Origin of the sequence: Streptomyces sp. WZ-12, assembly GCF_028898845.1 — a bacterium.
Lineage (GTDB): Bacteria > Actinomycetota > Actinomycetes > Streptomycetales > Streptomycetaceae > Streptomyces.
Genome location: NZ_CP118574.1, coordinates 6970278 through 6988954, shown reverse-complemented (window position 1 = coordinate 6988954; position 18677 = coordinate 6970278). Strand labels below are relative to the sequence as shown.

At 74.3% G+C, this 18677-nt stretch carries 17 protein-coding genes; 5 read left to right on the top strand and 12 right to left on the bottom strand.

The window, feature by feature from the left end; translation table 11 throughout:
* Positions 1-10 precede the first annotated feature (10 nt).
* The 3 genes from PV796_RS30300 to PV796_RS30290 all read left to right on the top strand — a co-directional run bounded on the left by PV796_RS30300 (position 11) and on the right by PV796_RS30290 (position 3743).
* A complete protein-coding gene (locus PV796_RS30300) occupies positions 11-1615 on the top strand; it encodes a glycerol-3-phosphate dehydrogenase/oxidase (RefSeq protein WP_274916694.1) in 1605 nt (534 codons plus the stop codon).
* Positions 1616-1880: 265 nt separating this feature from the next.
* Positions 1881-2963 (top strand): LLM class flavin-dependent oxidoreductase, encoded by a 1083-nt coding sequence (locus PV796_RS30295; protein WP_274916693.1) that lies wholly within the window; start codon positions 1881-1883, stop codon positions 2961-2963.
* Between the two features lie 108 nt (positions 2964-3071).
* Positions 3072-3743 carry a FadR/GntR family transcriptional regulator gene (locus tag PV796_RS30290; protein ID WP_274916692.1) on the top strand — a complete coding sequence of 224 codons (672 nt, stop codon included), beginning with the start codon at positions 3072-3074 and terminating at the stop codon, positions 3741-3743.
* Between the two features lie 33 nt (positions 3744-3776).
* On the opposite strand, the gene PV796_RS30285 is transcribed toward PV796_RS30290, so the two are convergent.
* The 7 genes from PV796_RS30285 to PV796_RS30255 all read right to left on the bottom strand — a co-directional run bounded on the left by PV796_RS30285 (position 3777) and on the right by PV796_RS30255 (position 11503).
* The gene (locus PV796_RS30285) at positions 3777-4634 is read right to left on the bottom strand and encodes an amidohydrolase family protein (protein ID WP_274916691.1); all 858 of its coding nucleotides are present in this window, start codon (positions 4632-4634) and stop codon (positions 3777-3779) included.
* Positions 4635-4664: 30 nt separating this feature from the next.
* Positions 4665-5666, bottom strand: coding sequence for an aldo/keto reductase (locus PV796_RS30280; RefSeq protein WP_274916690.1), 1002 nt, complete (start codon positions 5664-5666; stop codon positions 4665-4667).
* Positions 5667-5679: 13 nt separating this feature from the next.
* Positions 5680-6711 (bottom strand): ABC transporter permease, encoded by a 1032-nt coding sequence (locus PV796_RS30275; RefSeq protein ID WP_274916689.1) that lies wholly within the window; start codon positions 6709-6711, stop codon positions 5680-5682.
* Positions 6708-8279 carry a sugar ABC transporter ATP-binding protein gene (locus PV796_RS30270; protein WP_274916688.1) on the bottom strand — a complete coding sequence of 524 codons (1572 nt, stop codon included), beginning with the start codon at positions 8277-8279 and terminating at the stop codon, positions 6708-6710. Before PV796_RS30270 ends, PV796_RS30275 begins: the two co-directional genes overlap by 4 nt.
* The gene (locus PV796_RS30265) at positions 8276-9322 is read right to left on the bottom strand and encodes a sugar ABC transporter substrate-binding protein (RefSeq protein ID WP_274916687.1); all 1047 of its coding nucleotides are present in this window, start codon (positions 9320-9322) and stop codon (positions 8276-8278) included. The genes PV796_RS30270 and PV796_RS30265 overlap by 4 nt, the downstream gene beginning before the upstream one ends.
* Positions 9323-9389: 67 nt before the next feature.
* A complete protein-coding gene (locus tag PV796_RS30260) occupies positions 9390-10175 on the bottom strand; it encodes an SDR family oxidoreductase (protein ID WP_274916685.1) in 786 nt (261 codons plus the stop codon).
* Positions 10172-11503, bottom strand: coding sequence for an enolase C-terminal domain-like protein (locus PV796_RS30255; RefSeq protein ID WP_274916683.1), 1332 nt, complete (start codon positions 11501-11503; stop codon positions 10172-10174). Before PV796_RS30255 ends, PV796_RS30260 begins: the two co-directional genes overlap by 4 nt.
* Before the next feature lie 298 nt (positions 11504-11801).
* Between PV796_RS30255 and PV796_RS30250 the strand changes: the two genes are divergently transcribed.
* On the top strand, positions 11802-12902 hold the full coding sequence (locus PV796_RS30250; RefSeq protein WP_274916682.1) for a PAC2 family protein: 1101 nt from the start codon (positions 11802-11804) through the stop codon (positions 12900-12902).
* Between the two features lie 122 nt (positions 12903-13024).
* Here PV796_RS30250 and mshC read toward each other — a convergent pair whose 3' ends face one another.
* From mshC to PV796_RS30230, 4 genes are all read right to left on the bottom strand, one after another.
* Positions 13025-14254 carry a cysteine--1-D-myo-inosityl 2-amino-2-deoxy-alpha-D-glucopyranoside ligase gene (gene mshC, locus PV796_RS30245; protein ID WP_274916681.1) on the bottom strand — a complete coding sequence of 410 codons (1230 nt, stop codon included), beginning with the start codon at positions 14252-14254 and terminating at the stop codon, positions 13025-13027.
* 132 nt (positions 14255-14386) lie between these two features.
* On the bottom strand, positions 14387-15259 hold the full coding sequence (locus tag PV796_RS30240; RefSeq protein ID WP_274919306.1) for an SCO1664 family protein: 873 nt from the start codon (positions 15257-15259) through the stop codon (positions 14387-14389).
* A gap of 5 nt (positions 15260-15264) precedes the next feature.
* A complete protein-coding gene (locus PV796_RS30235; RefSeq protein ID WP_274916680.1) occupies positions 15265-15855 on the bottom strand; it encodes a DUF3090 domain-containing protein in 591 nt (196 codons plus the stop codon).
* Positions 15856-15977: 122 nt separating this feature from the next.
* Positions 15978-16676, bottom strand: coding sequence for an MSMEG_4193 family putative phosphomutase (locus PV796_RS30230; RefSeq protein ID WP_274916678.1), 699 nt, complete (start codon positions 16674-16676; stop codon positions 15978-15980).
* 98 nt (positions 16677-16774) lie between these two features.
* Here PV796_RS30230 and corA point away from each other — a divergent pair, with 98 nt between their 5' ends.
* Positions 16775-17758: a magnesium/cobalt transporter CorA gene (corA, locus tag PV796_RS30225; protein WP_274916676.1), complete on the top strand. Its 984-nt coding sequence runs from the start codon at positions 16775-16777 to the stop codon at positions 17756-17758.
* 22 nt (positions 17759-17780) lie between these two features.
* Here corA and PV796_RS30220 read toward each other — a convergent pair whose 3' ends face one another.
* Positions 17781-18569 carry a ferritin-like domain-containing protein gene (locus tag PV796_RS30220; protein ID WP_274916675.1) on the bottom strand — a complete coding sequence of 263 codons (789 nt, stop codon included), beginning with the start codon at positions 18567-18569 and terminating at the stop codon, positions 17781-17783.
* Positions 18570-18677: the final 108 nt, after the last annotated feature.

Genomic DNA, 18677 nt, shown 5'->3' with positions numbered 1-18677 from the left:
GGAGCACATCATGAGCACCCTGCAGAGCGTCCCGGCCCTCGGGACGCACCCGGCCGCCGGTTCCCTGCCGAGCCGCGCCGAAACCCGGGAGCAACTGTCCAAGGCGACGTACGACCTCCTGGTGATCGGCGGCGGCATCCTGGGCATCTCCACCGCCTGGCATGCCGCGCAGGCCGGACTGCGGGTTGCCCTGGTGGACGCCGGCGACTTCGCCGGCGCCACCTCCTCCGCGTCCTCCAAGTTGCTGCACGGCGGGCTGCGTTACCTGCAGACCGGTGCGGTCAAGCTGGTCGCGGAGAACCACTTCGAGCGGCGCGCGGTCTCCCGTGAGGTGGCCCCGCACCTGGCCAACCCGCTCACCTTCTACCTGCCGGTCTACAAGGGCGGCCCGCACGGCGCGGCCAAGCTGGGCGCGGGCGTCTTCGCCTACTCGGCACTCTCCGCGTTCGGCGACGGCGTCGGCCACGTCATAAGCCCGGCCAAGGCCCAGCGCGACGTGCCGGAGCTGCGGACCGACAACCTCAAGGCCGTTGCCGTGTACGGCGACGACCAGATGAACGACTCCCGGATGGCGCTGATGACCGTCCGCGCCGCGGTCGACGCCGGCGCCACGGTCCTCAACCACTCCGAGGTCACCGGCCTGCGCTTCACCCAGGGCCGGGTCACCGGCGCCGAGCTCAAGGACCGCCTGGACGGCACCGAGTTCGGCGTCAACGCCCGCCTGGTGCTCAACGCCACCGGCCCGTGGGTGGACCACCTGCGCAAGATGGAGGACCCCAACGCGGCCCCCTCCATCCGCCTGTCCAAGGGCGCGCACCTGGTCCTCAAGCGCACCTCCCCCTGGAAGGCCGCGCTGGCGACCCCGATCGACAAGTACCGCATCACCTTCGCCCTCCCCTGGGAGGACATGCTGCTGCTCGGTACCACCGACGAGGAGTACGAGGGCGACCCGGCGGACGTCGCGGTCAACGAGAAGGACACCGCCCAGATCCTGGACGAGGCCGCCTTCTCCGTCCGCGACCAGCAGCTCTCCCGCGACCTGATCACCTACTCGTTCGCCGGTCTGCGGGTGCTGCCCGGCGGCCCCGGCGACACCTCCAAGGCCAAGCGCGAGACGGTCGTCAACGAGGGCAGCGGCGGGATGCTGTCGGTCGCCGGCGGCAAGTGGACCACCTTCCGGCACATCGGCCGCACGGTGATGAACAAGCTGGCCGCGCTGCCCGGCCACCCGCTGGCCGAGGACATGGAGCCGATCGCGCGGCTGCCGAAGAAGCTCCCGCTGCCCGGCATCGCCAACCCCAACGCGGTCACCCACCGGCTGCTGGTGGACGGCGGCTCCTCCGGCCCGCAGATGTCCACCGACACCGCGCGCCACCTGGCCACCCACTACGGCTCGCTCTCCTTCGACATCGCCCGGCTGGCGAACGAGGACCCGGCGCTGGCCGAGCGGATCCACCCGGACGCCCCGGAGATCTGGGCGCAGGTCGCCTACGCCCGGGACCACGAGTGGGCCGAGACCGCCGACGACGTGCTGCGCCGCCGCACCACGCTGACCATCCGCGGTCTGGCCACGGACGACGTGCGGGCCCGGGTCGAGAAGATGCTGGAAGGCTGAGGCTCCGGCGAGACGGCTGATATTGCGTCAGTTAGCTGACAGGGCCACGGTTTCCGGGGCGGTCGAAACGGCCGCCCCGGTGCCGTTGCCGGCGGGCTGCGGCGCGCGTTCCCGGGACGGGGCGCGCGCCGCGGTCGTTCCCGGCGCCGTGCCATGCGGTCGACACACGGCGGCAACGTCCGGCGCGCAGAGTGGGAGGGACCACCGCCCGCTCCGATGAGTCGCCGGCGGGGGCCTGGGTGGAACCCCACGCCGGAAGGACGCCATGAAATTCTCCGTGCTCTCCCTGATCGGCCATGCTCCACACCCGCTCACCGGCCAACTGCCGTCCGCCGCCGACCGGTTCGCCGAGGTCGTCGAGACCGGAGCGGCCGCCGAGCGGCTCGGGTTCGACGCGTACGCGGTCGGCGAGCGGCACGCCGGGCCGTTCCTCTCCTCCAGCCCCTCGGTGGTGCTGGGCGCGCTGGCCGCCCGGACGTCCCGGATCCGGCTGCTGACCGGGGTCACCGTGGTGGCGATCCTCGACCCGGTGCGGGTCGCCGAGGACTACGCGACCCTCACCCACCTCGCCCGCGGCCGGCTCGAACTGGTCGTCGGCAAGGGCGCGGAGGCCGGCCACTTCGACCTCTTCGGCCTCGACGAGGGGCGGCAGTGGGACCTCCAGGCCGAGAAGTACGCGCTGCTGCGCCGGCTGTGGAGCGAGGAGAACGTCGACTGGGAGGGCGAGTTCCGGCCGCCCCTGAAGAACGTGACGACCGTGCCGCGCCCGTACGGCGGGCCGCCGCGGATCTGGCACGGCTCGGCCACCAGCCGCAACTCCCCCGAGCTGGCCGCCCGGCACGGCGATCCGCTGTTCACCGCCAACGCCATCCAACCGCGGGCCGCCTACGCCGAGTTGGTCGCGCACTACCGCGAGCGGTTCGCCGCCCACGGGCACGACCCGGCGCGGGCGCGGGTGGCCGCCGGCTCCGGCGGGCTGCTGATCGCCGACTCCGAACGGGCGGCGATCGCCCGCTACAAGGACCTCTACGAGGCGAAGGTCGCGCAGACCTTCAAGCCGCACCTGGTGGGCAAGGCCGGCTACAACACCCCGTTCCGCACCATCGAGGACGCCATCGCGGACGGCCCGCAACTGATCGGCTCGCCCCAGCAGATCATCGACAAGCTGCTCGGCTTCCACGCGGCGTACGGGCACGACCTGCAGTCGATCACCGTCGACGGGTTCGGTCTGGAGCACGCCGAACAGGTGGAGACGCTCCAACGGTTCGCGGAGGAGATCGCCCCGGTGGTGCGCCGCGAGGCGCCCAGCACGCTGTGGGAGAACGAGGGGGAAGGGACGGCGCGTTGAACCGGGCCGGCGGGTGATAATGGCACAGACATCGGATGTCTGAGGCGGCGTCCGCGGTACGTCGCGGCGCCCGGGGCGTACGAGCGGGTCCGGACCGGGAGGGCGGCCATGGCGGTCACCGACGAGGCCATCGAGAAGATCAAGGGGATGATCGTCTCCGGTGCGCTGCGGCCGGGCGACCGGCTGCCCAAGGAGAGCGAACTGGCCGCCGAGTTGGGGCTGTCCCGCAATTCCCTGCGGGAGGCGGTGCGGGCGCTGGCGCTGATCCGGATCCTGGACGTCCGCCAGGGCGACGGCACCTATGTGACCAGCCTGGACCCGCAACTCCTGCTGGAGGCGCTGAGCTTCGTGGTGGACTTCCACCGCGACGACACGGTGCTGGAGTTCCTCGCCGTCCGCCGCATCCTGGAGCCGGCCGCCACGGGGATGGCGGCCGGCCGGATCACCGCCGCCGAACTGGACGTGCTGCAGGCCCAGTTGGACGCGCTCGGGACCGCCCCGTCGGTGGAGGACCTGGTCGCCTGCGACCTGGAGTTCCACCGGCGGATCGTGGCCGCGGCCGGCAACTCGGTGCTGTGCTCGCTGCTGGACGGCCTGTCCCGGCCGACCACCCGTGCCCGGGTCTGGCGCGGGCTGACCCAGAAGGACGCGGTGGCCCGCACCCTCACCGAGCACCGGGCGATCCTCGGCGCGCTGCGCGACGCGGACGCCGAGGCGGCCCGCGCCTGGGCGACGGTGCACATCGCCAGCGTGGAGCAGTGGCTGCGGACGTCGCTGTGAACCCGCGGGGGGGGTGAGGCCCGACAGCGGGCCTCACCTGGCCGGCCGCCCCGTGGCCGGCCGCCCGTCGAGCCCGTACACCCGCAGCGCGGTGCCGCCGAAGACCGCCGCCCGCTCGGGTCCGGTGAGGTGGTCGGTGGCGGCCTCGGCGAGCGCGACCACCTCCGCGTAGGAGGCGGCCAGGGTGCAGACCGGCCAGTCGGAGCCGAACATCACCCGGTCCGGGCCGAAGGCGGCGAGGACGTGCCGGGCGTAGGGCAGGAGTTGCGGCGGCCGCCAGGCGGACCAGTCGGCCTCGGTGACCAGGCCGGAGAGCTTGCAGCTGACGTTGGGGAGTCGGGCCAGGTCGGTGAGCGCGTCCGCCCAGGGCTGCCAACGTCCGCCGGCGATCGGGGGCTTGGCGGCGTGGTCCAGCACGAAGGAGAGCTCCGGCAGGGCCCGCGCCACGGCGTGCGCGGCGGGCAGCTCGCGCGGGGTGACCAGCAGGTCGTAGACGAGCCCGCGGGCGGCGAGGGTGCGCAGGCCGCGCCGGACGTCGGGGCGGCCGAGCCAGTCGGGGTCGGGCTCGTCCTGGACCTGGTGGCGGAGGCCGACGAGGCCGGCGGGCAGGGCCGCCAGGGCGTCCGGCAGGGCGGCGGCGGTGAGGTCGGCCCAGCCGACGACGCCGCGCACCGGGCCGTCCCCGGCGGCGACGGCGAGGAGTTCGGCGGTCTCCTCGGCGGACGAGGAGGACTGGACGAGGACGGTGCCGGCGATGTCGTGCGCGGCGAGGTGCGGCGCGAGGTCGGCCGGGGCGTAGTTGCGGCGGATCGGGGCGGCCCAGGGGCCGGCCATCCACGGCTGGTCGCGGCGGGTCAGGTCCCACAGGTGGTGGTGGGCGTCGAGGCGCATCGGACGGCTCCCGGGTCGGGACGGCGGGCGTCAACAGCCCGGCGGCAGCGGCAGATCGGGGTCGAGCAGGCCGCGGGCGACCAGGGCGTGCCACAGGCCGTCCGGGATCGGGTGGCGGAAGAGGGCGGCGTTCTCGGCGGCCTCCTCCGGCGAGGCGGCGCCGACCACGGCCGCGGCGACGGCCGGGTGCCCGAACGGGAAGCGCAGTGCGGCCGCCTTGAGGGGGACGTCGAACGCGGCGCAGACCGCGGCCAGTTCGCGGGCCCGGGCGAGGACGGCCGGCGGGGCGGGGGCGTAGTCGTAGGGGGCGCCGGGGGACGGGTCGGCGAGCAGGCCGGAGTTGTAGACCCCGCCGACCACCACCGAGGTGCCGCGCCGGGCGCACACCGGCAGCAGGTCGGCCGCGGCGGTCCGGTCCAGCAGCGTCCAGCGGCCGGCGCACAGCGCCACGTCGATGTCCAACTCGGCTACCAGGTCGGCCAGTACACCGCTGTGGTTCATGCCGAAGCCGATGGCGCGGACCGTGCCCTGGGCGCGGAGCTCGGCCAGCGCCGGGTAGCCGGTCTCGTGGACCTCGCGGAGGTGGTGCTCGACGTCGTGGAGGTAGACGATGTCCACCGCGGCCACGCCGAGCCGTTCCAGGGACGCCTGAAGGGTGGCGCGGATGCCGTCGCGGGTGAGGTCCCAGGTGCGGGCCCGCGCGGGGGTGGCCACGAAGCCCTCGCCGGGCGGCCGTTCGCCGGGCGCGAGCGGGCGGAGCCGGCGGCCGACCTTGGTGGAGAGCACGTAGTGCGCCCGGTCCACGCCGCGCAGCGCCCGGCCGAGGCGCTCCTCGGAGAGGCCGACGCCGTAGTGCGGGGCGGTGTCCAGGTAGTGGGCGCCGGTGGCCAGGGCCGTGTGGACGACGGCGCGGGCGCGCTCCTCGGGGACGGCGCGGTAGAGGTTGCCCAGTGGGGCGCAGCCCAGGCCCAGTGGCGGGACGGTGACCCCACTGCGGCCCAACTCCCGTGGTCCGTCCGGCGGCACGCGCATCGCGGCGGCCCCCTCAGTCCTGCTTCTCGCCGCTGGTGAAGCGGGAGACGACCAGCGCGAGCAGGATGATCGCGCCGTTGAGGAACTGGGTCCACAGCGGCGGCACCCCGCCCAACGTCATCACGTTGATGACGAGTTGCAGGGTCAGGACGCCGGTGAGCGCACCGAAGAGGGTGCCGCGGCCGCCCTTGAGGCTGATGCCGCCGATCACCGCGGCGGCGAACACCTGGAAGATCCAGCCGCTGCCCTGGCTGGCGGAGACCGCGCCGTAGTGGCCCGTGTAGAGGACGCCGGCGAAGGCCGCCAGGGTGCCGGCCAGGATCAGCACGACCCAGGTGAGCCGGTCGGTGCGGATGCCGGCCGCCCGGGCCGCCTCCGGGTTGCCGCCGAGCGCGTACAGGGCCCGGCCGTGCCGGAGGTAGCCGAGGGCGGCGCCGCCGAGCGCGTAGAGGGCCAGGCAGATCCAGACGGCGGCCGGGACGCCCAGCCAGACGGTGCGGCCCAAGTAGGCGAAGGAATCCGGGACATCGGCGAGCGAGCGGCCCTCGGAGAGGCCCACCTGGAGGCCGCGCAGCATGGTGAGCATGCCGAGGGTGGCGATGAAGCCGTTGACCCGCAGCCGGAGGATGAGGAAGCCGTTGGCGGCGCCGATGGCCGCGCCCACGGCCAGGCAGAGCGGGACCGAGGTCCAGGTGGGCAGCAGCTCCAGGCCGGTGAAGCGGCCGCCGCGGGCGGGCAGGACGAGCCAGAGGGCGACCACCGGGGCCAGCCCGATGGTCGACTCCAGCGACAGGTCCATCCGCCCGCTGATCAGCACCAGCGCCTCGCCGAGCACCAACAGGCCCAGTTCGGTGGACTGTTGGACGACGCCGATGAGGTTGTCGCCGGTGAGGAAGGCGGGCGAGACGATGAAGCCGACGACGCCGAGCAGGAGGATCACCGGGACGAGGGAGAGGTCCCGCCAGCGGCCCGGGGCCCTGCGGGCGCGGCGCGCCGGGCCGGTCGGAGCCGCGTCGGCGGCCGAGGGTGCCGTGGTCTCGGTCATGGCGCGGTCCCTTCCGTCGTGGGGGTCTCCGGCGGGTCGGCGGCGACGCCCTCCATCGCGGCCACCAGCTCCGCGGTGCGCCAGCCGGCGCCGAACTCGGCCCGGACCCGGCCCCGGAAGACCGTCACCACCCGGTCGCAGATCCGCAGGTCGTCGGGTTCGTCGGAGACGATCAGGGCGCCCCGGCCGCCGTCCGCGACCCGCCGCACGATGCCCAACAGGGCCGCCTTCGCCCGCACGTCCACGCCCCCGGTCGGGCGGACCGCGACCAGCACCACGGGGTCGCGGGCCAGCGCGCGGGCGACCACCACCTTCTGCTGGTTGCCGCCGGAGAGCCCGGCGACCGGCTGGCCGGGGCCGGCGGCCTTGATGTCCAGTTCGGCCATCGCCCGGCCGGCCAACTCCCGGGTCCGGGCCGGCAGTACGGTCCCCCACGGGCCCAGCTCGCCGGTGAGCGCCAGGGTGACGTTGTCGGCGAGGCTGCGCCCGGGTACCAGGCCCTGGCGGTGCCGGTCCTCGGGGACGTAGCCGATGCCGGCGTCCAGGGCGCCCGGCACGCTGCCGGGGCGCACCGGCCGGCCGCGGACGGTGAGCCGCCCGGCGTCCGGGGAGCGCAGCCCCGCCAGCGCCTCGGCGAACGCGGTGGTCCCGCCGGCGGCGGCGCCCGCCAGGCCGACCACCTCGCCGGCCCGCACGGTCAGGTCGAGCGGCCCGAAGTGGCCGTTGAGGGCCAGCGCTTCGGCGCGCAGCAACGGCTCCCCGTCCGCCGCCGCGACGGGCGGCGGCGCGGCGCCCACGGGGCCGATGCCCCCACCCCCCTCCCCCGTCATCGCCGTCACCAGGGCGTCCTCGGTCAGCCCGGCGACCGGGGCGGTCAGCACCCGGCGGGCGTCCCTCAGGACGGTGACGGTGTCGCAGCAGGCGAAGACCTCCTGGAGGTGGTGGGAGATGAACAGGAACGCCACGCCCCGGGAGCGCAGGTCCCGCAGCCGGTCGACGAGCCGGTCGATGCCGGCCGCGTCCAGCCGGGCGGTGGGTTCGTCCAGGACGACCAGCCGGGCGCCGCGCGACAGGGCGCGGGCGATCTCCACGAACTGGCGCTGTTCGGCGCCCAGTTCGCCGAGGTGGGCGGCCGGGTCGACGTCCACGCCGTAGCCGGCGAGCAGTTCCCGGGCGCGGGCCCGCAGCGTGCGCCAGCGCAGGATGCGGCCGCCGGGGAAGTGGTTGAGGTAGAGGTTCTCGGCCACCGTCAGCCCGGGCACGGTCATCGGCCGCTGGTGGACGCAGGCGACCTCGCGCTGCCAGGCGGCGGGGTCGCCCCAACGGGGCGCGGGCCGGCCCCCGAAGGCGACCCGTCCGGCGTCCGGCCGGACCATCCCGGTCAGCACGGACACCAGGGTCGACTTGCCGGCGCCGTTGCGGCCGACCAGGGCGTGCGCCTCGCCGGGCAGGACGGTCAACCGGACGCGGTCGAGGGCGAGGGTGGGGCCGTAGCGCTTGACGATGCCCTCGGCGTGCACCGCCGCCGGCCCCCCGGGCGCGGGCTCGCCGTGCGGGCCGGCGCTCACTTCCCCTCCTCCGCGAGCTGGTTGGCCCACAGGCGCGGGTCGTTGACGTTGTCCTTGGTGACCAGGGTGGCCGGCAGTTGGTCCTCCAGCCCGTTCTTGATCCGCACGACGGTCGAGCCGTGGTCGGTGGGGCCGGGCCGGAAGGTCCGGCCCGCCAGGGCCGCGCGGGCGTAGTACAGGGCGTACTTGGCGTAGAGGTCGGCGGGTTGGGAGAGGGTGGCGTCGAGGGTGCCGGCCCGGATGGCGGTCAGCTCGTCGGGGATGCCGTCGTTGGAGACGAGAGTGAGGTGGCCGGGCGTCCCGGCGGGTGTGAGCAGGCCGCGCTGGCGCAGCAGGGCCAGCACCGGCTGGAGGAAGGCGCCGCCGGCCTGGAGGTAGACGCCGCCCAGGTCGTGGTGTTGGGCGAGCAGGCTCTGGAGCTTGGCGGAGGCGACCTCGCCCTTCCAGTCGGTGGTCAGCTCGTGGACGGTGATGCCCGGGAACTTCCGCTTCATGCAGGCCGCGAACGCCTCCGAGCGGTCCCGGCCGTTGATCGAGCTGAGGTCCCCCTGGAGCTCGGCGACCCGGCCGCGGCCGCCGAGCCGCCGGCCGAGGAACTCGCAGGACCGCTCCCCGTAGGCACGGTTGTCGGCCCGGACGACCATGTAGACCGGGCCGTCGTCGGGGCGGGTGTCGACGCTGACGACCGGGATCTTCTTGCCGGCCAGCCGCTTGAGTTCGGCGGTGATGGCCCCGGTGTCCTGCGGCGCCATCACGATCGCCCGGGCGCCCTGGCCGGTCAGTGCCTCGACGTCGGAGACGACCTTGGAGACGTCGTTCTGCGAGTTGGCCAACGGGAGCGCGGACGGACGGCCGTGCGCCAGGTCCGCCTGTAGGTACTGCTGGTAGGAGTCCCAGAAGTCGGTGTCGGTGCGGGGCACGTCGATGCCGATCCGGCCCCTGGCGTCGGCGCCGCGGTTGCAGCCGGTCAGCACGAGCGGCGCGAGCAGCGCCAGCGCCGCGGCGCCGGCCGCCGCACCGGTGCGGCACACGGGCGGTCTCATGGTGCTCCCTCGCGTTGGATGGGTGGCCCCTCGGTCGTGGTGCCGTCGGCCCGTTGCACCGGTGCGCTCAGTCGGCCGGGCGCGGCCGCAGCCCCTGCATCCCGCCGTCGACGGCCAGCGCGGTGCCGGTGATGCCGGAGGCGGCCGGGGACGCCAAGTGGACGATGGCGGCGGCGACTTCCCCGGCGGTGACCATCCGGCCCAGGGGCTGACGGGCGTTGAGCGCGGCCCGTTCGGCGGCCGGGTCGGGGGCCCGGTCGAGCAGCCGGGCCACCCAAGGGGTGTCCGCGGTACCGGGGTTGACGCAGTTGACGCGGATGCCGTCCCGGAGGTGGTCGGTGGCCATCGCCAGGGTCAGCGCGAGCACCGCCCCCTTGCTGGCGCTGTAGAGGGCCCGCTGCGGCAGCCCGGCGGTGGCGGCGATGGAGCAGGTGTGGGTGATGGAGACGCTGCCGGGCGCGTCGGCCGCGGCCCGCCGCAGGTGCGGCAGCGCGGCCCGGGCGGTGCGCACCAGCCCCAGCACGTTGACGTCCAGGACGTGCCCCCACTCCTCGTCGTCGTTGTCCTCGACGGTGCCCACCGCGCCGGTCCCGGCGTTGCCGACGAGGGCGTGCAGGGCGCCCAGTTCGGCCACCGCCGCGGCGACCCCGGCCCGCACGCCGGCACCGTCGGTGACGTCCGCGGCGATCCGCACCGCCCCGGCGGGCGCCCCGGACGGATCGCGGTCCAGGACGGCGACGCGGGCGCCGCGGGCCAGCAGCAGCGCGGCGGTGGCCGCCCCGATGCCCGAGCCACCGCCGGTGACCAGGGCGCCCAGGCCCGCGAAGTCACCCGTCCCAGAAGGCCCGTTCACGCCGGGGCCCCGGTCGCCCGCTGCGGTCCGCGGGCCCGCCACACCGGCCCGTCGGGGAAGCGGTACGCGGCCAGCGACGCCGGCTCCATACGGGCCGAGAAGCCGGGCGCGGCGGGCGCCCGGTAGCGGCCGCGCACGACCACGGCCGGCTCGGTGAAGTGCTCGTGCAGGTCGTCGACGTACTCGATCACCCGGTCCTCCCAACTCCCGGACACCGCCACGTAGTCGAACATCGCCAGGTGCTGCACCAGCTCGCACAGTCCCACCCCGCCGGCGTGCGGACACACCGGCACCCCGTACTTCGCGGCCATCAGCAGGACCGCCAGGTTGTCCGGGACCCCGGCCACCCGGGCCGCGTCGATCTGCACGAAGTCCACCGCGCCGGCCTGCAACAACTGTTTGAACACCACCCGGTTGGCGACGTGCTCCCCGGTGGCGACCTTCACCGGCTGCCCGGCGCGCACCGCGGCGTGCCCCAGGACGTCGTCCGGACTGGTCGGCTCCTCGATCCAGTACGGGGCGTGCGGCGCCAGCGCGGTCATCCAACGGACCGCCTCGGCCACGTCCCAGCGCTGGTTGGCGTCGACGGCGATCCGCACGCCGGGCCCGACCGCGGCCCGGACCAGCTTCAACCGCCGCAGGTCGTCGTCGAGATCGGCGCCCACCTTCAGCTTGAGCTGCCCGAAGCCGTCGGCCACCGCCGCCTCGGCGAGCCGGATGACGGTCGCGTCGTCGTGGCCCAACCAGCCGGGCGAGGTGGTGTAGGCGGGGTAGCCCTCGGTCCTGAGGCGGGCGGCGCGGGCGGCCCGGCCGGGCTCGGCGGCGCGCAGCAGGGCCAGCGCCTCCTCGGGCGTCAGCGCGTCGGAGAGGTAGCGGAAGTCGACCAGCCCGACCAGCTCTTCGGGGGTCAGGCGGGCCAGGAACTCCCAGACGGGCCGCCGGGCGCGGCGCGCGGCGAGGTCGAAGGCGGCGTTGACCACCGCGCCCGCGGCCATCTGCGCCACGCCCTTCTCCGGCCCGAGCCAGCGGAGTTGGGAGTCGTGGGTGAGGGCGCGGTGCAGCGCGCCGAGCCGGGCGGCGGTGACCGGTGCGGGGCGGCCGACCACGTACGGGGCCAGCGCCCGGATCGCGGCGGCCATCACGTCGTTGCCGCGGCCGAGGGTGAAGCAGAAGCCGTGGCCGGCCGGCCCGTCGGCGGTGTGCAGGGTCAAGTAGGCGGCGGAGTAGTCGGGGTCGGGGTGCATCGCGTCCGAGCCGTGCAGCCGGTCGGAGGTGGGGAAGCGGACGTCGTGGACCTCCAGCCCGGTGACGGTGTCGCTGACGGCCATGGGCAGACTCCCTGGGCTCGCGGCGGATGTCACGGGAGAACATCGGACCTTTCCCGGTCCTCCGATGTATAGCCCCGCCCCGAAGGCGGCGTCCAGACCTCGGCACCCGATTCCGTCGCCCGCACCGGCTCCGGGGCCCGGATTCGGCCGTCCTCTCCCACCACAGCTCGGATGTATCCGCACGCGCGCTCGTCAAGGGGCTGCAGAACGGCACCGCGGACGCCGTAGGCTGGGGGCGCACGCAATGGAACTGCAGCCGGTGGCCTCACACGCCCGACCGGCCGGAAGGAGGGGCTGGGTGATCGAGCTGGAGGGGGTGCCCGAGCTGATCGACCCGGTCATGGTGGCCGCGTTCGAGGGCTGGAACGACGCCGGCGATGCCGCCTCCGCCGCGGTCGCCCACCTGGACCGTGAGTGGAAGGGCGAGGTCTTCGCCGCGCTCGACGCCGAGGACTACTACGACTTCCAGGTGAACCGCCCGACGGTCTTCCTGGAGAACGGCGTCCGCAAGGTCACCTGGCCCACGACCCGGCTCTCGGTCGTCCGGATCGGCGACGCCGACGGCAAGGGGCGCGCCCGGGACCTGGTCCTGGTCCGCGGCATCGAGCCGAGCATGCGCTGGCGCTCGTTCTGCAACGAACTCCTGGGCTTCGCCCACGAGTTGGGCGTGGAGATGGTGGTGGTGCTGGGCTCGCTGCTGGGCGACACCCCGCACACCAGACCGGTCCCGGTCAGCGGCGTCAGCTCGGACGCGGACCTGGCCCGCCGACTGGACCTGGAGGAGTCCCGCTACGAGGGCCCGACGGGCATCGTCGGCATCCTCCAGGAGGCGTGCACCCACGCCGGCGTCCCGGCGGTCAGCCTGTGGGCCGCGGTGCCGCACTACGTCTCCCAACCGCCCAACCCCAAGGCCACCCTCGCCCTCCTCAACCGCCTGGAGGACCTGCTCGACCTGCGGATCCCGCTCGGCGAGCTGACCGAGGACGCCCGCGCCTGGCAGTTGGGCGTGGACCAACTCGCCGCGGAGGACAGCGAGGTGGCCGAGTACGTCCAGTCGCTGGAGGAGGCCCGGGACACCGCCGATCTGCCGGAGGCGTCCGGCGAGGCCATCGCCCGCGAGTTCGAGCGGTACCTGCGCCGCCGCGACCCGCAGGCCGGTCCGGGGGTGGCGACCGAGGGCGGTCTCGCCGACGGCCGGGACGGCTCCTACCTCCGCGACCCGGCCAGCGGCCGCACCCGGCAGCCGCGGAGCACGCCCAAGGAGCCGCGCGAGCCCCGGCCGCCGGAGGAGTCCGGTCCCCCGAAGCCGTCCGGCCCGGAGACCGGCGAGGAAGGCGGCGATCCGGGCGGGGGCCGCACCGACGGCGACGGCCCGGAGGAGACCGGCACCGACCGCTGACCCGCGGGCCCGACCGCCGCGGGCCCCAACTCCCCGGGCCCGCAAGGACGAAGCCACCCGGCGACAAAGGCGAAAAGGGGCGCCCCCACCATCCGGCGGGGGCGCCCCTCGCGCTTGGTGCCCTACAGCGCGACGCCCAGCAGCGCGTTCACCGCGCGGGAGACGAGCCCGGGAGCGCCTTCGTCCGTGCCGCCGTCGGCCTGCTGCCGGGCGGCCCAACGGTCCACCGCCGCCAGCGCGGTGGGGGCGTCGAGGTCGTCGGCCAGCGCGGCGCGGACCTCCGCCAGCAGCTCCTCGGCCGGCGGGCCGTCCGGGCGGGAGACCGCGGCCCGCCAACGGGCCAGCCGGTCCTGAGCCTCGGTCAGCACCGCGTCGGTCCACTCCCAGTCGCTGCGGTAGTGGTGGGCCAGCAGCGTCAGCCGGATCGCGGCCGGATCGACGCCGTCCCGCCGCAGCGCGGAGACGAAGACCAGGTTGCCCTTGGACTTCGACATCTTCTCGCCGTCCAGGGCGACCATCCCGGCGTGCACGTACGTCTTGGCGAAGGGGTGTTCACCGGTCAGCGCCTGGGCGTGCGAGGCGCCCATCTCGTGGTGCGGGAAGGCGAGGTCGGAGCCGCCGCCCTGCACGTCGAAGCCCATGCCCAGGTGCTCCAGGGCGATGGCGACGCACTCGATGTGCCAGCCGGGCCGACCGGGGCCCAGCGAGCCGCCGTCCCAACTCGGCTCGCCGTCCCGGGCGGCCATCCACAGCATCGGGTCGAGCGGGTTCTTCTTGCCCTCCCGCTCCGGGTCGCCGCCGCGCTCCGCGGACAGCAGCCGCATGGCCTCGGCGTCCAGGCCGGAGACCCCGCCGAAGTGCGGGTCGGAGGCGACCGAGAAGTAGATGTCGCCGTCCAGCTCGTAGGCCGCACCGGCCTCGCGCAGCCGCTCCACCAGCGGGATGATCCGCGGTATCGCCTCGACGGCGCCGATGTAGTGGCGCGGCGGCAGCATCCGCAGCGCCGTCATGTCCTCGCGGAACAGGGCGGTCTCGCGCTCGGCGAGCGCGGTCCAGTCGACGCCGGTCGCCACCGCCCGCTCCAGCAGCGGGTCGTCGACGTCGGTGACGTTCTGCACGTAGTGCACCTGACGCTTCGTGTCGAGCCACACGCGCTGGACGAGGTCGAACGCGTTGTAGGTCGCCGCGTGTCCCATGTGGGTGGCGTCGTACGGCGTGATGCCGCAGACGTAGATACGGGCGACGGGACCGGGGTCGAGGGGTACTCGTCCACCGGTCGCGGTGTCGTGGATCCTCAGGTCGCGGCCCTGACCAGGCAGGGCGGGGACCTCAGAAGCGGGCCATCCATGCATGCCTTGAGCGTAACCGGACGCATGTTCCGCATACGAACCGGAGGGGCCTCTCTGGCCGGAAAGGCGGTCTTGCGCTCCGCGGCCGGATGTGCCGGAAGACAGCGGCGGTTGGGCGGCCGGCGGCGCCCCGGATCAGACCGGCGGCCAGGGGATCGCCGGCCACTCCCCGCTCGGCTCCGGGTGCCGCCCACTGCGCAACAGCCCCTCGATCCGCGCCCGCAACGCCGTGAGCTCGGGCTCCGTGATCAGTTCGGCCATCCGGGCGGCGAGCGGCGCACCCTCGTCCAGCGCCGCCCGGAGGTCGCGCAGCACCCCCAGCGCCTCGTCGGTCAGCGGCTCGCCGGCCCACCCCCACAGCAGGGTGCGCAGCTTGTCGGCCGAGTTGAACGTCACACCGTGGTCGATCGCGAAGAACGCGCCGCCGGCGCCGGGCAACAGGTGCCCGCCCTTGCGGTCCCCGTTGTTGATCACCGCGTCCAGGACGGCGAGCCGGCGCAGCCGGGGGTGGTCGGCGTGGACCAGCAGCGCGGTGCGGCCCGCGCCGATGTCCGCGCGGCCGACCGCCTTCCAGCCCGGCTCCGGCTCGTCCTCGGCCACCAGCGCCAGCAGTTCGGGCGCCTCGTCGCCGTCGCCGGGCGGGGCTATCCACTCCTGCACCATGCCGGTGCCGTACGGGCCGTCCCGCAGCACCGTGGTCGGGATCAGGTCCCAGCCGCAGGCCCGGGCGATCTCGTAGGCGGCGACCTCGCGCTGGGCGAGCGTGCCGTCCGGGAAGTCCCACAGCGGGCGCTCGCCGGCGACCGGCTTGTAGACGCAGTCGGCGCTGCGCCCGTCGAGTTCGACGGTGCAGTAGAGGACGGCGTTGGAGGCGTCCGGAATCCGGCCGCGGACGGTCAGCTCGCCGCCGGCGAGCAGCGCCGGGGCCAGACTCCCCACGGGCTCCCGAGCGGCCGCCGCGGCGAGCGGGTCCGCGGGGCCGGGCGCCGGTTCGGCGGTGGGCTCCATGGGGCTCAGGCGTCCCGCCGGTATCCGTTCTGACGCGGACATACGTGTCCCTCCGGGTCGAGCGGCAGGCTGCACAACGGGCACGGCGGGCGGCCGGCGTTGACCACGTCCAGCGCCCGCTTGGCGAACGCCCGCGCCATGGTGCCGGTCAGTCGCACCCGGAGCATCGGCGGGCCGTTCTCGTCGTCCTGGAGCAGCCGCTCCTCGGCGTCGGCGAGGTCCTCGTCGCTGTCGGCCTCCAGCTCCACCAGCGCCTGGGCCTCGACGATCATGCGCTCGTCCTCGCCGTCCCAGGCCAGCGCCATGGTGCCGACCCGGAACTCCTCCTCCACCGGCGTCTGGAGCGGCGCGGTGTCGGACATCTCGTTCGGGGAGACCGCGGGCACCGGGGCGCTGCCACCGCTGCGCCGGACCACCTCGTCCAGCAGCTCGTCGACCCGCTCGGCGAGCGCCGCCACCTGGGTCTTCTCCAGCGCGACGCTGGTGATGCGGCCGCCCGCGGTGGCCTGGAGGAAGAAGCTACGGCGGCCAGGCAGCCCGACCGTACCGGCCACGAAGCGGTCCGGGAGGTCGTAGAAGAACACCTGACGGGACAACGTCCTGCTCCGATTGTCTCGACTGCTTGGGTCAGTGCGGTCGCTGCGTCCTCAAGGTCAACTGCGCGGATCACAGGGGCGTCGCGGGCAGCGCCGTCGCACCACCCTACTGCGCCCGCTGATCACGCTGCGCCCGCACCGCCCCCGATGGCCGCGTCCCGCTCGCTCCCGGCCCCACCACCGTCCTCACGGGGCACCAGCGACGCGAGGTCACCGGTGTCACCGAGCCGTACGAGGTACGGGCGCAGCCGGGTGTAGCGGATCACGGTCACCGAGCACGGCTCCACGGAGATCCGCTGGAAGAGGTCGAGGTGCATGCCGAGGGCGTCGGCGACCAGGGACTTGACGATGTCACCGTGCGAGCACATCAGGTAGGTCGCCTCGGCGCCGTCGCTCTCCTCGACCCGGGCGTTCCAGTCCCGGACCGCGGCCACCGCCCGGTCCTGCATCTCCCGCATCGCCTCGCCACCGGGGAAGGCGGCCGCGGTGGGGTGCTGCTGGACGGCCTCCATCAGCGGCTCGTCGGCCAGTTCGGCCAACTTGCGGCCGGTCCAGTCGCCGTAGTCGCACTCGGAGATCCGCTCGTCGGGCGCCAGCCGCAGCCCGGGGCGGGCGTCGAGCAGCGGGCCCAGGGTCTCCCGGCAGCGCTGCAACGGGCTGGAGACGGCCACGGCCAACGGGATCCCCGCGAGCCGGGCGGGCAGCGCCGCGGCCTGGGCGGCGCCCCGTTCGTCGAGGGCCACGTTGGGGGTCCGTCCGGCGAGCACCCCGGCGGTGTTGGCGGTGGAGCGGCCGTGCCGCACCAGGATCAGCGTGGGCATGTCCGCCACCCTAGGGCCTCCCGTCACTCGTGTGTCCTCCGCCCCACTCCGGATCCGTTTCCCTGGCAAGGGCCGCCGCCGCGGGCGAGAATGCCGATGTGATCGTGGACTTCGCCCTCTACCGCGAGGGCCGCCGCCAGGAATGCCGGGCGGACGTCTCCCGTGCCCTGGACGCGGCGCGTCAGACCGGTCGGGACTTCCTGTGGCTGGGCATGCACGAGCCCACCCAGGACGAGTTCGACCAGGTCAGCAGCGATTTCGGGCTGCATCCGCTGGCCGTGGAGGACGCCCTGAAGGCGCACCAGCGGCCGAAGCTGGAGGTCTACGACGACTCGCTGTTCGTGGTGCTCAAGCCGATCACCTACGACGTGGCGGCGGACACCGTGACCGCATCGGAACTGATGGTCTTCGTCGGCGACTCGTTCGTGGTCACCGTCCGGCACGGTTCGGCCAGCCCGCTGGCGGCGGTCCGGCAGCGGCTGGAGCGGCACCCGGAGATCATGCGGCACGGCCCGGGGGCGGTGCTGTACGCGGTGAGCGACGCGGTGGTGGACCACTACATCGAGGTCGGCGCCGAACTCCAGGGGGATCTGGAGGAGTTGGAGGCCGAGGCGTTCGCGCCGGTCCGCCGGGAGTCCCGGAACACCGCCGCCCAGATCTACGCGTTCAAGCGGGAGATCCTCGAATTCCGGCGCGCCACCGTCCCGTTGGCTGATCCCCTGACCCGTCTTCAGAGCCCCGGCGTGCCGTTCGTGCACGATCACGCCCGGCCGTTCTTCCGGGACGTCGGCGACCATCTGACCCGCGTCAACGAGCAGGTGGAGGGCCTGGATCGGCTGCTGTCGGACATCCTGGCCGCCCACCTGGCACAGATGGGGGTCCAGCAGAACGACGACATGCGCAAGATCTCGGCGTGGGCGGCGCTGGCCGCGGTGCCGACGCTGATCGCGGGCATCTACGGCATGAACTTCGCCGACATGCCGGAGCTGAAGTGGCCGCTGGGCTATCCCCTGATCCTGCTGCTGATGGCCGCCATCGAGGTGTCGCTGTACCGACTGTTCAAGCGCCGCGGCTGGCTCTGAGGGGGCGCGAGGGCCGGGTGCGTCAGGCGAACTCCGGTGCGGAGGCGGCCGGTCCGCCCAGCGCGTCACGCCGCTCGGGCATCCGGAGGCTGACCATCCGCCGCCAGCCGAGCAGCCGCTCGTAGCCGTAGACCGCCAGGATGCCGGCCCTGAGGAGCGCGGACTTGGCCGCCGGCCACCCCAGGATGCGGCCCATGTGCGCCATCACGGCCAGGCTGACGTCCCGGTGGACGGCGATCTCGGCCAGCGCGCACTCCCGCAGGGCCCGTTGGATGCGCCGCCCGTGACCGGCCCGGGCCAGCCGCAGCAACTCCTCGTGGCAGTAGGCGAGATGGTTCTCCTCGTCCTGACAGATCAGCCGGACCGCCTTGCCGACCTCGGGGTGGTCGCCGAAGAACCGGCGCAGCAGCAGGAGTTGTTCGGCGGCGCGCTGCTCGGTGACCCGGCTGTGCGCGAGGTAGGTGACCACGTCCCGCTCGTCGAGCGGCTCGTCGCGGCGGAGCTTGTCGTGGGTCAGGCCGATGCCCCGCCGCTCCAGCAGCATGGTGTAGTCGGTGGCCGCGGGGACCTCGACGGGCGTCAGGCCGCGCCTGCGCAGCAGGGCGCAAAAGATCCGGCCGTGCTTGTCCTCGTCGGCGCCGTGCCGGGCGACCTTGGGCGCCAAGTCCCGCTGGGATTCCGGGAGCAGCGCGGCGATCCGACCGTTCTCCCAACCTCCCTGGGACTCCCCACTGGCCGCGATGGAGCAGAACAGGCGGTAGGAGTCGTCGTGGTCGACGATCTCCTGGAACAGGCTCCTGGCCGAGAACATCAGCGTCACCTCCGAACGGACACACCCGAAAGGGCAAGTCCAGTGCGGTGCTCCGCCGCCGGCAACCGGGGGCCCGACCCGCTGCGCCCGTTCGCCTGATGCCGCCGG

What these genes read in the sequence shown, in the direction of transcription:
- PV796_RS30265 (WP_274916687.1), bottom strand. Translation starts at nt 9,322, where the DNA reads ATGAGACCGCCCGTGTGCCGCACCGGTGCGGCGGCCGGCGCCGCGGCG.
- PV796_RS30280 (WP_274916690.1), bottom strand. Translation starts at nt 5,666, where the DNA reads ATGCGCGTGCCGCCGGACGGACCACGGGAGTTGGGCCGCAGTGGGGTC.
- mshC (WP_274916681.1), bottom strand. Translation starts at nt 14,254, where the DNA reads ATGCATGGATGGCCCGCTTCTGAGGTCCCCGCCCTGCCTGGTCAGGGC.
- PV796_RS30230 (WP_274916678.1), bottom strand. Translation starts at nt 16,676, where the DNA reads ATGCCCACGCTGATCCTGGTGCGGCACGGCCGCTCCACCGCCAACACC.
- PV796_RS30240 (WP_274919306.1), bottom strand. Translation starts at nt 15,259, where the DNA reads ATGGAGCCCACCGCCGAACCGGCGCCCGGCCCCGCGGACCCGCTCGCC.
- PV796_RS30300 (WP_274916694.1), top strand. Translation starts at nt 11, where the DNA reads ATGAGCACCCTGCAGAGCGTCCCGGCCCTCGGGACGCACCCGGCCGCC.
- PV796_RS30255 (WP_274916683.1), bottom strand. Translation starts at nt 11,503, where the DNA reads ATGGCCGTCAGCGACACCGTCACCGGGCTGGAGGTCCACGACGTCCGC.
- PV796_RS30295 (WP_274916693.1), top strand. Translation starts at nt 1,881, where the DNA reads ATGAAATTCTCCGTGCTCTCCCTGATCGGCCATGCTCCACACCCGCTC.
- PV796_RS30290 (WP_274916692.1), top strand. Translation starts at nt 3,072, where the DNA reads ATGGCGGTCACCGACGAGGCCATCGAGAAGATCAAGGGGATGATCGTC.
- PV796_RS30285 (WP_274916691.1), bottom strand. Translation starts at nt 4,634, where the DNA reads ATGCGCCTCGACGCCCACCACCACCTGTGGGACCTGACCCGCCGCGAC.
- PV796_RS30275 (WP_274916689.1), bottom strand. Translation starts at nt 6,711, where the DNA reads ATGACCGAGACCACGGCACCCTCGGCCGCCGACGCGGCTCCGACCGGC.
- PV796_RS30220 (WP_274916675.1), bottom strand. Translation starts at nt 18,569, where the DNA reads ATGTTCTCGGCCAGGAGCCTGTTCCAGGAGATCGTCGACCACGACGAC.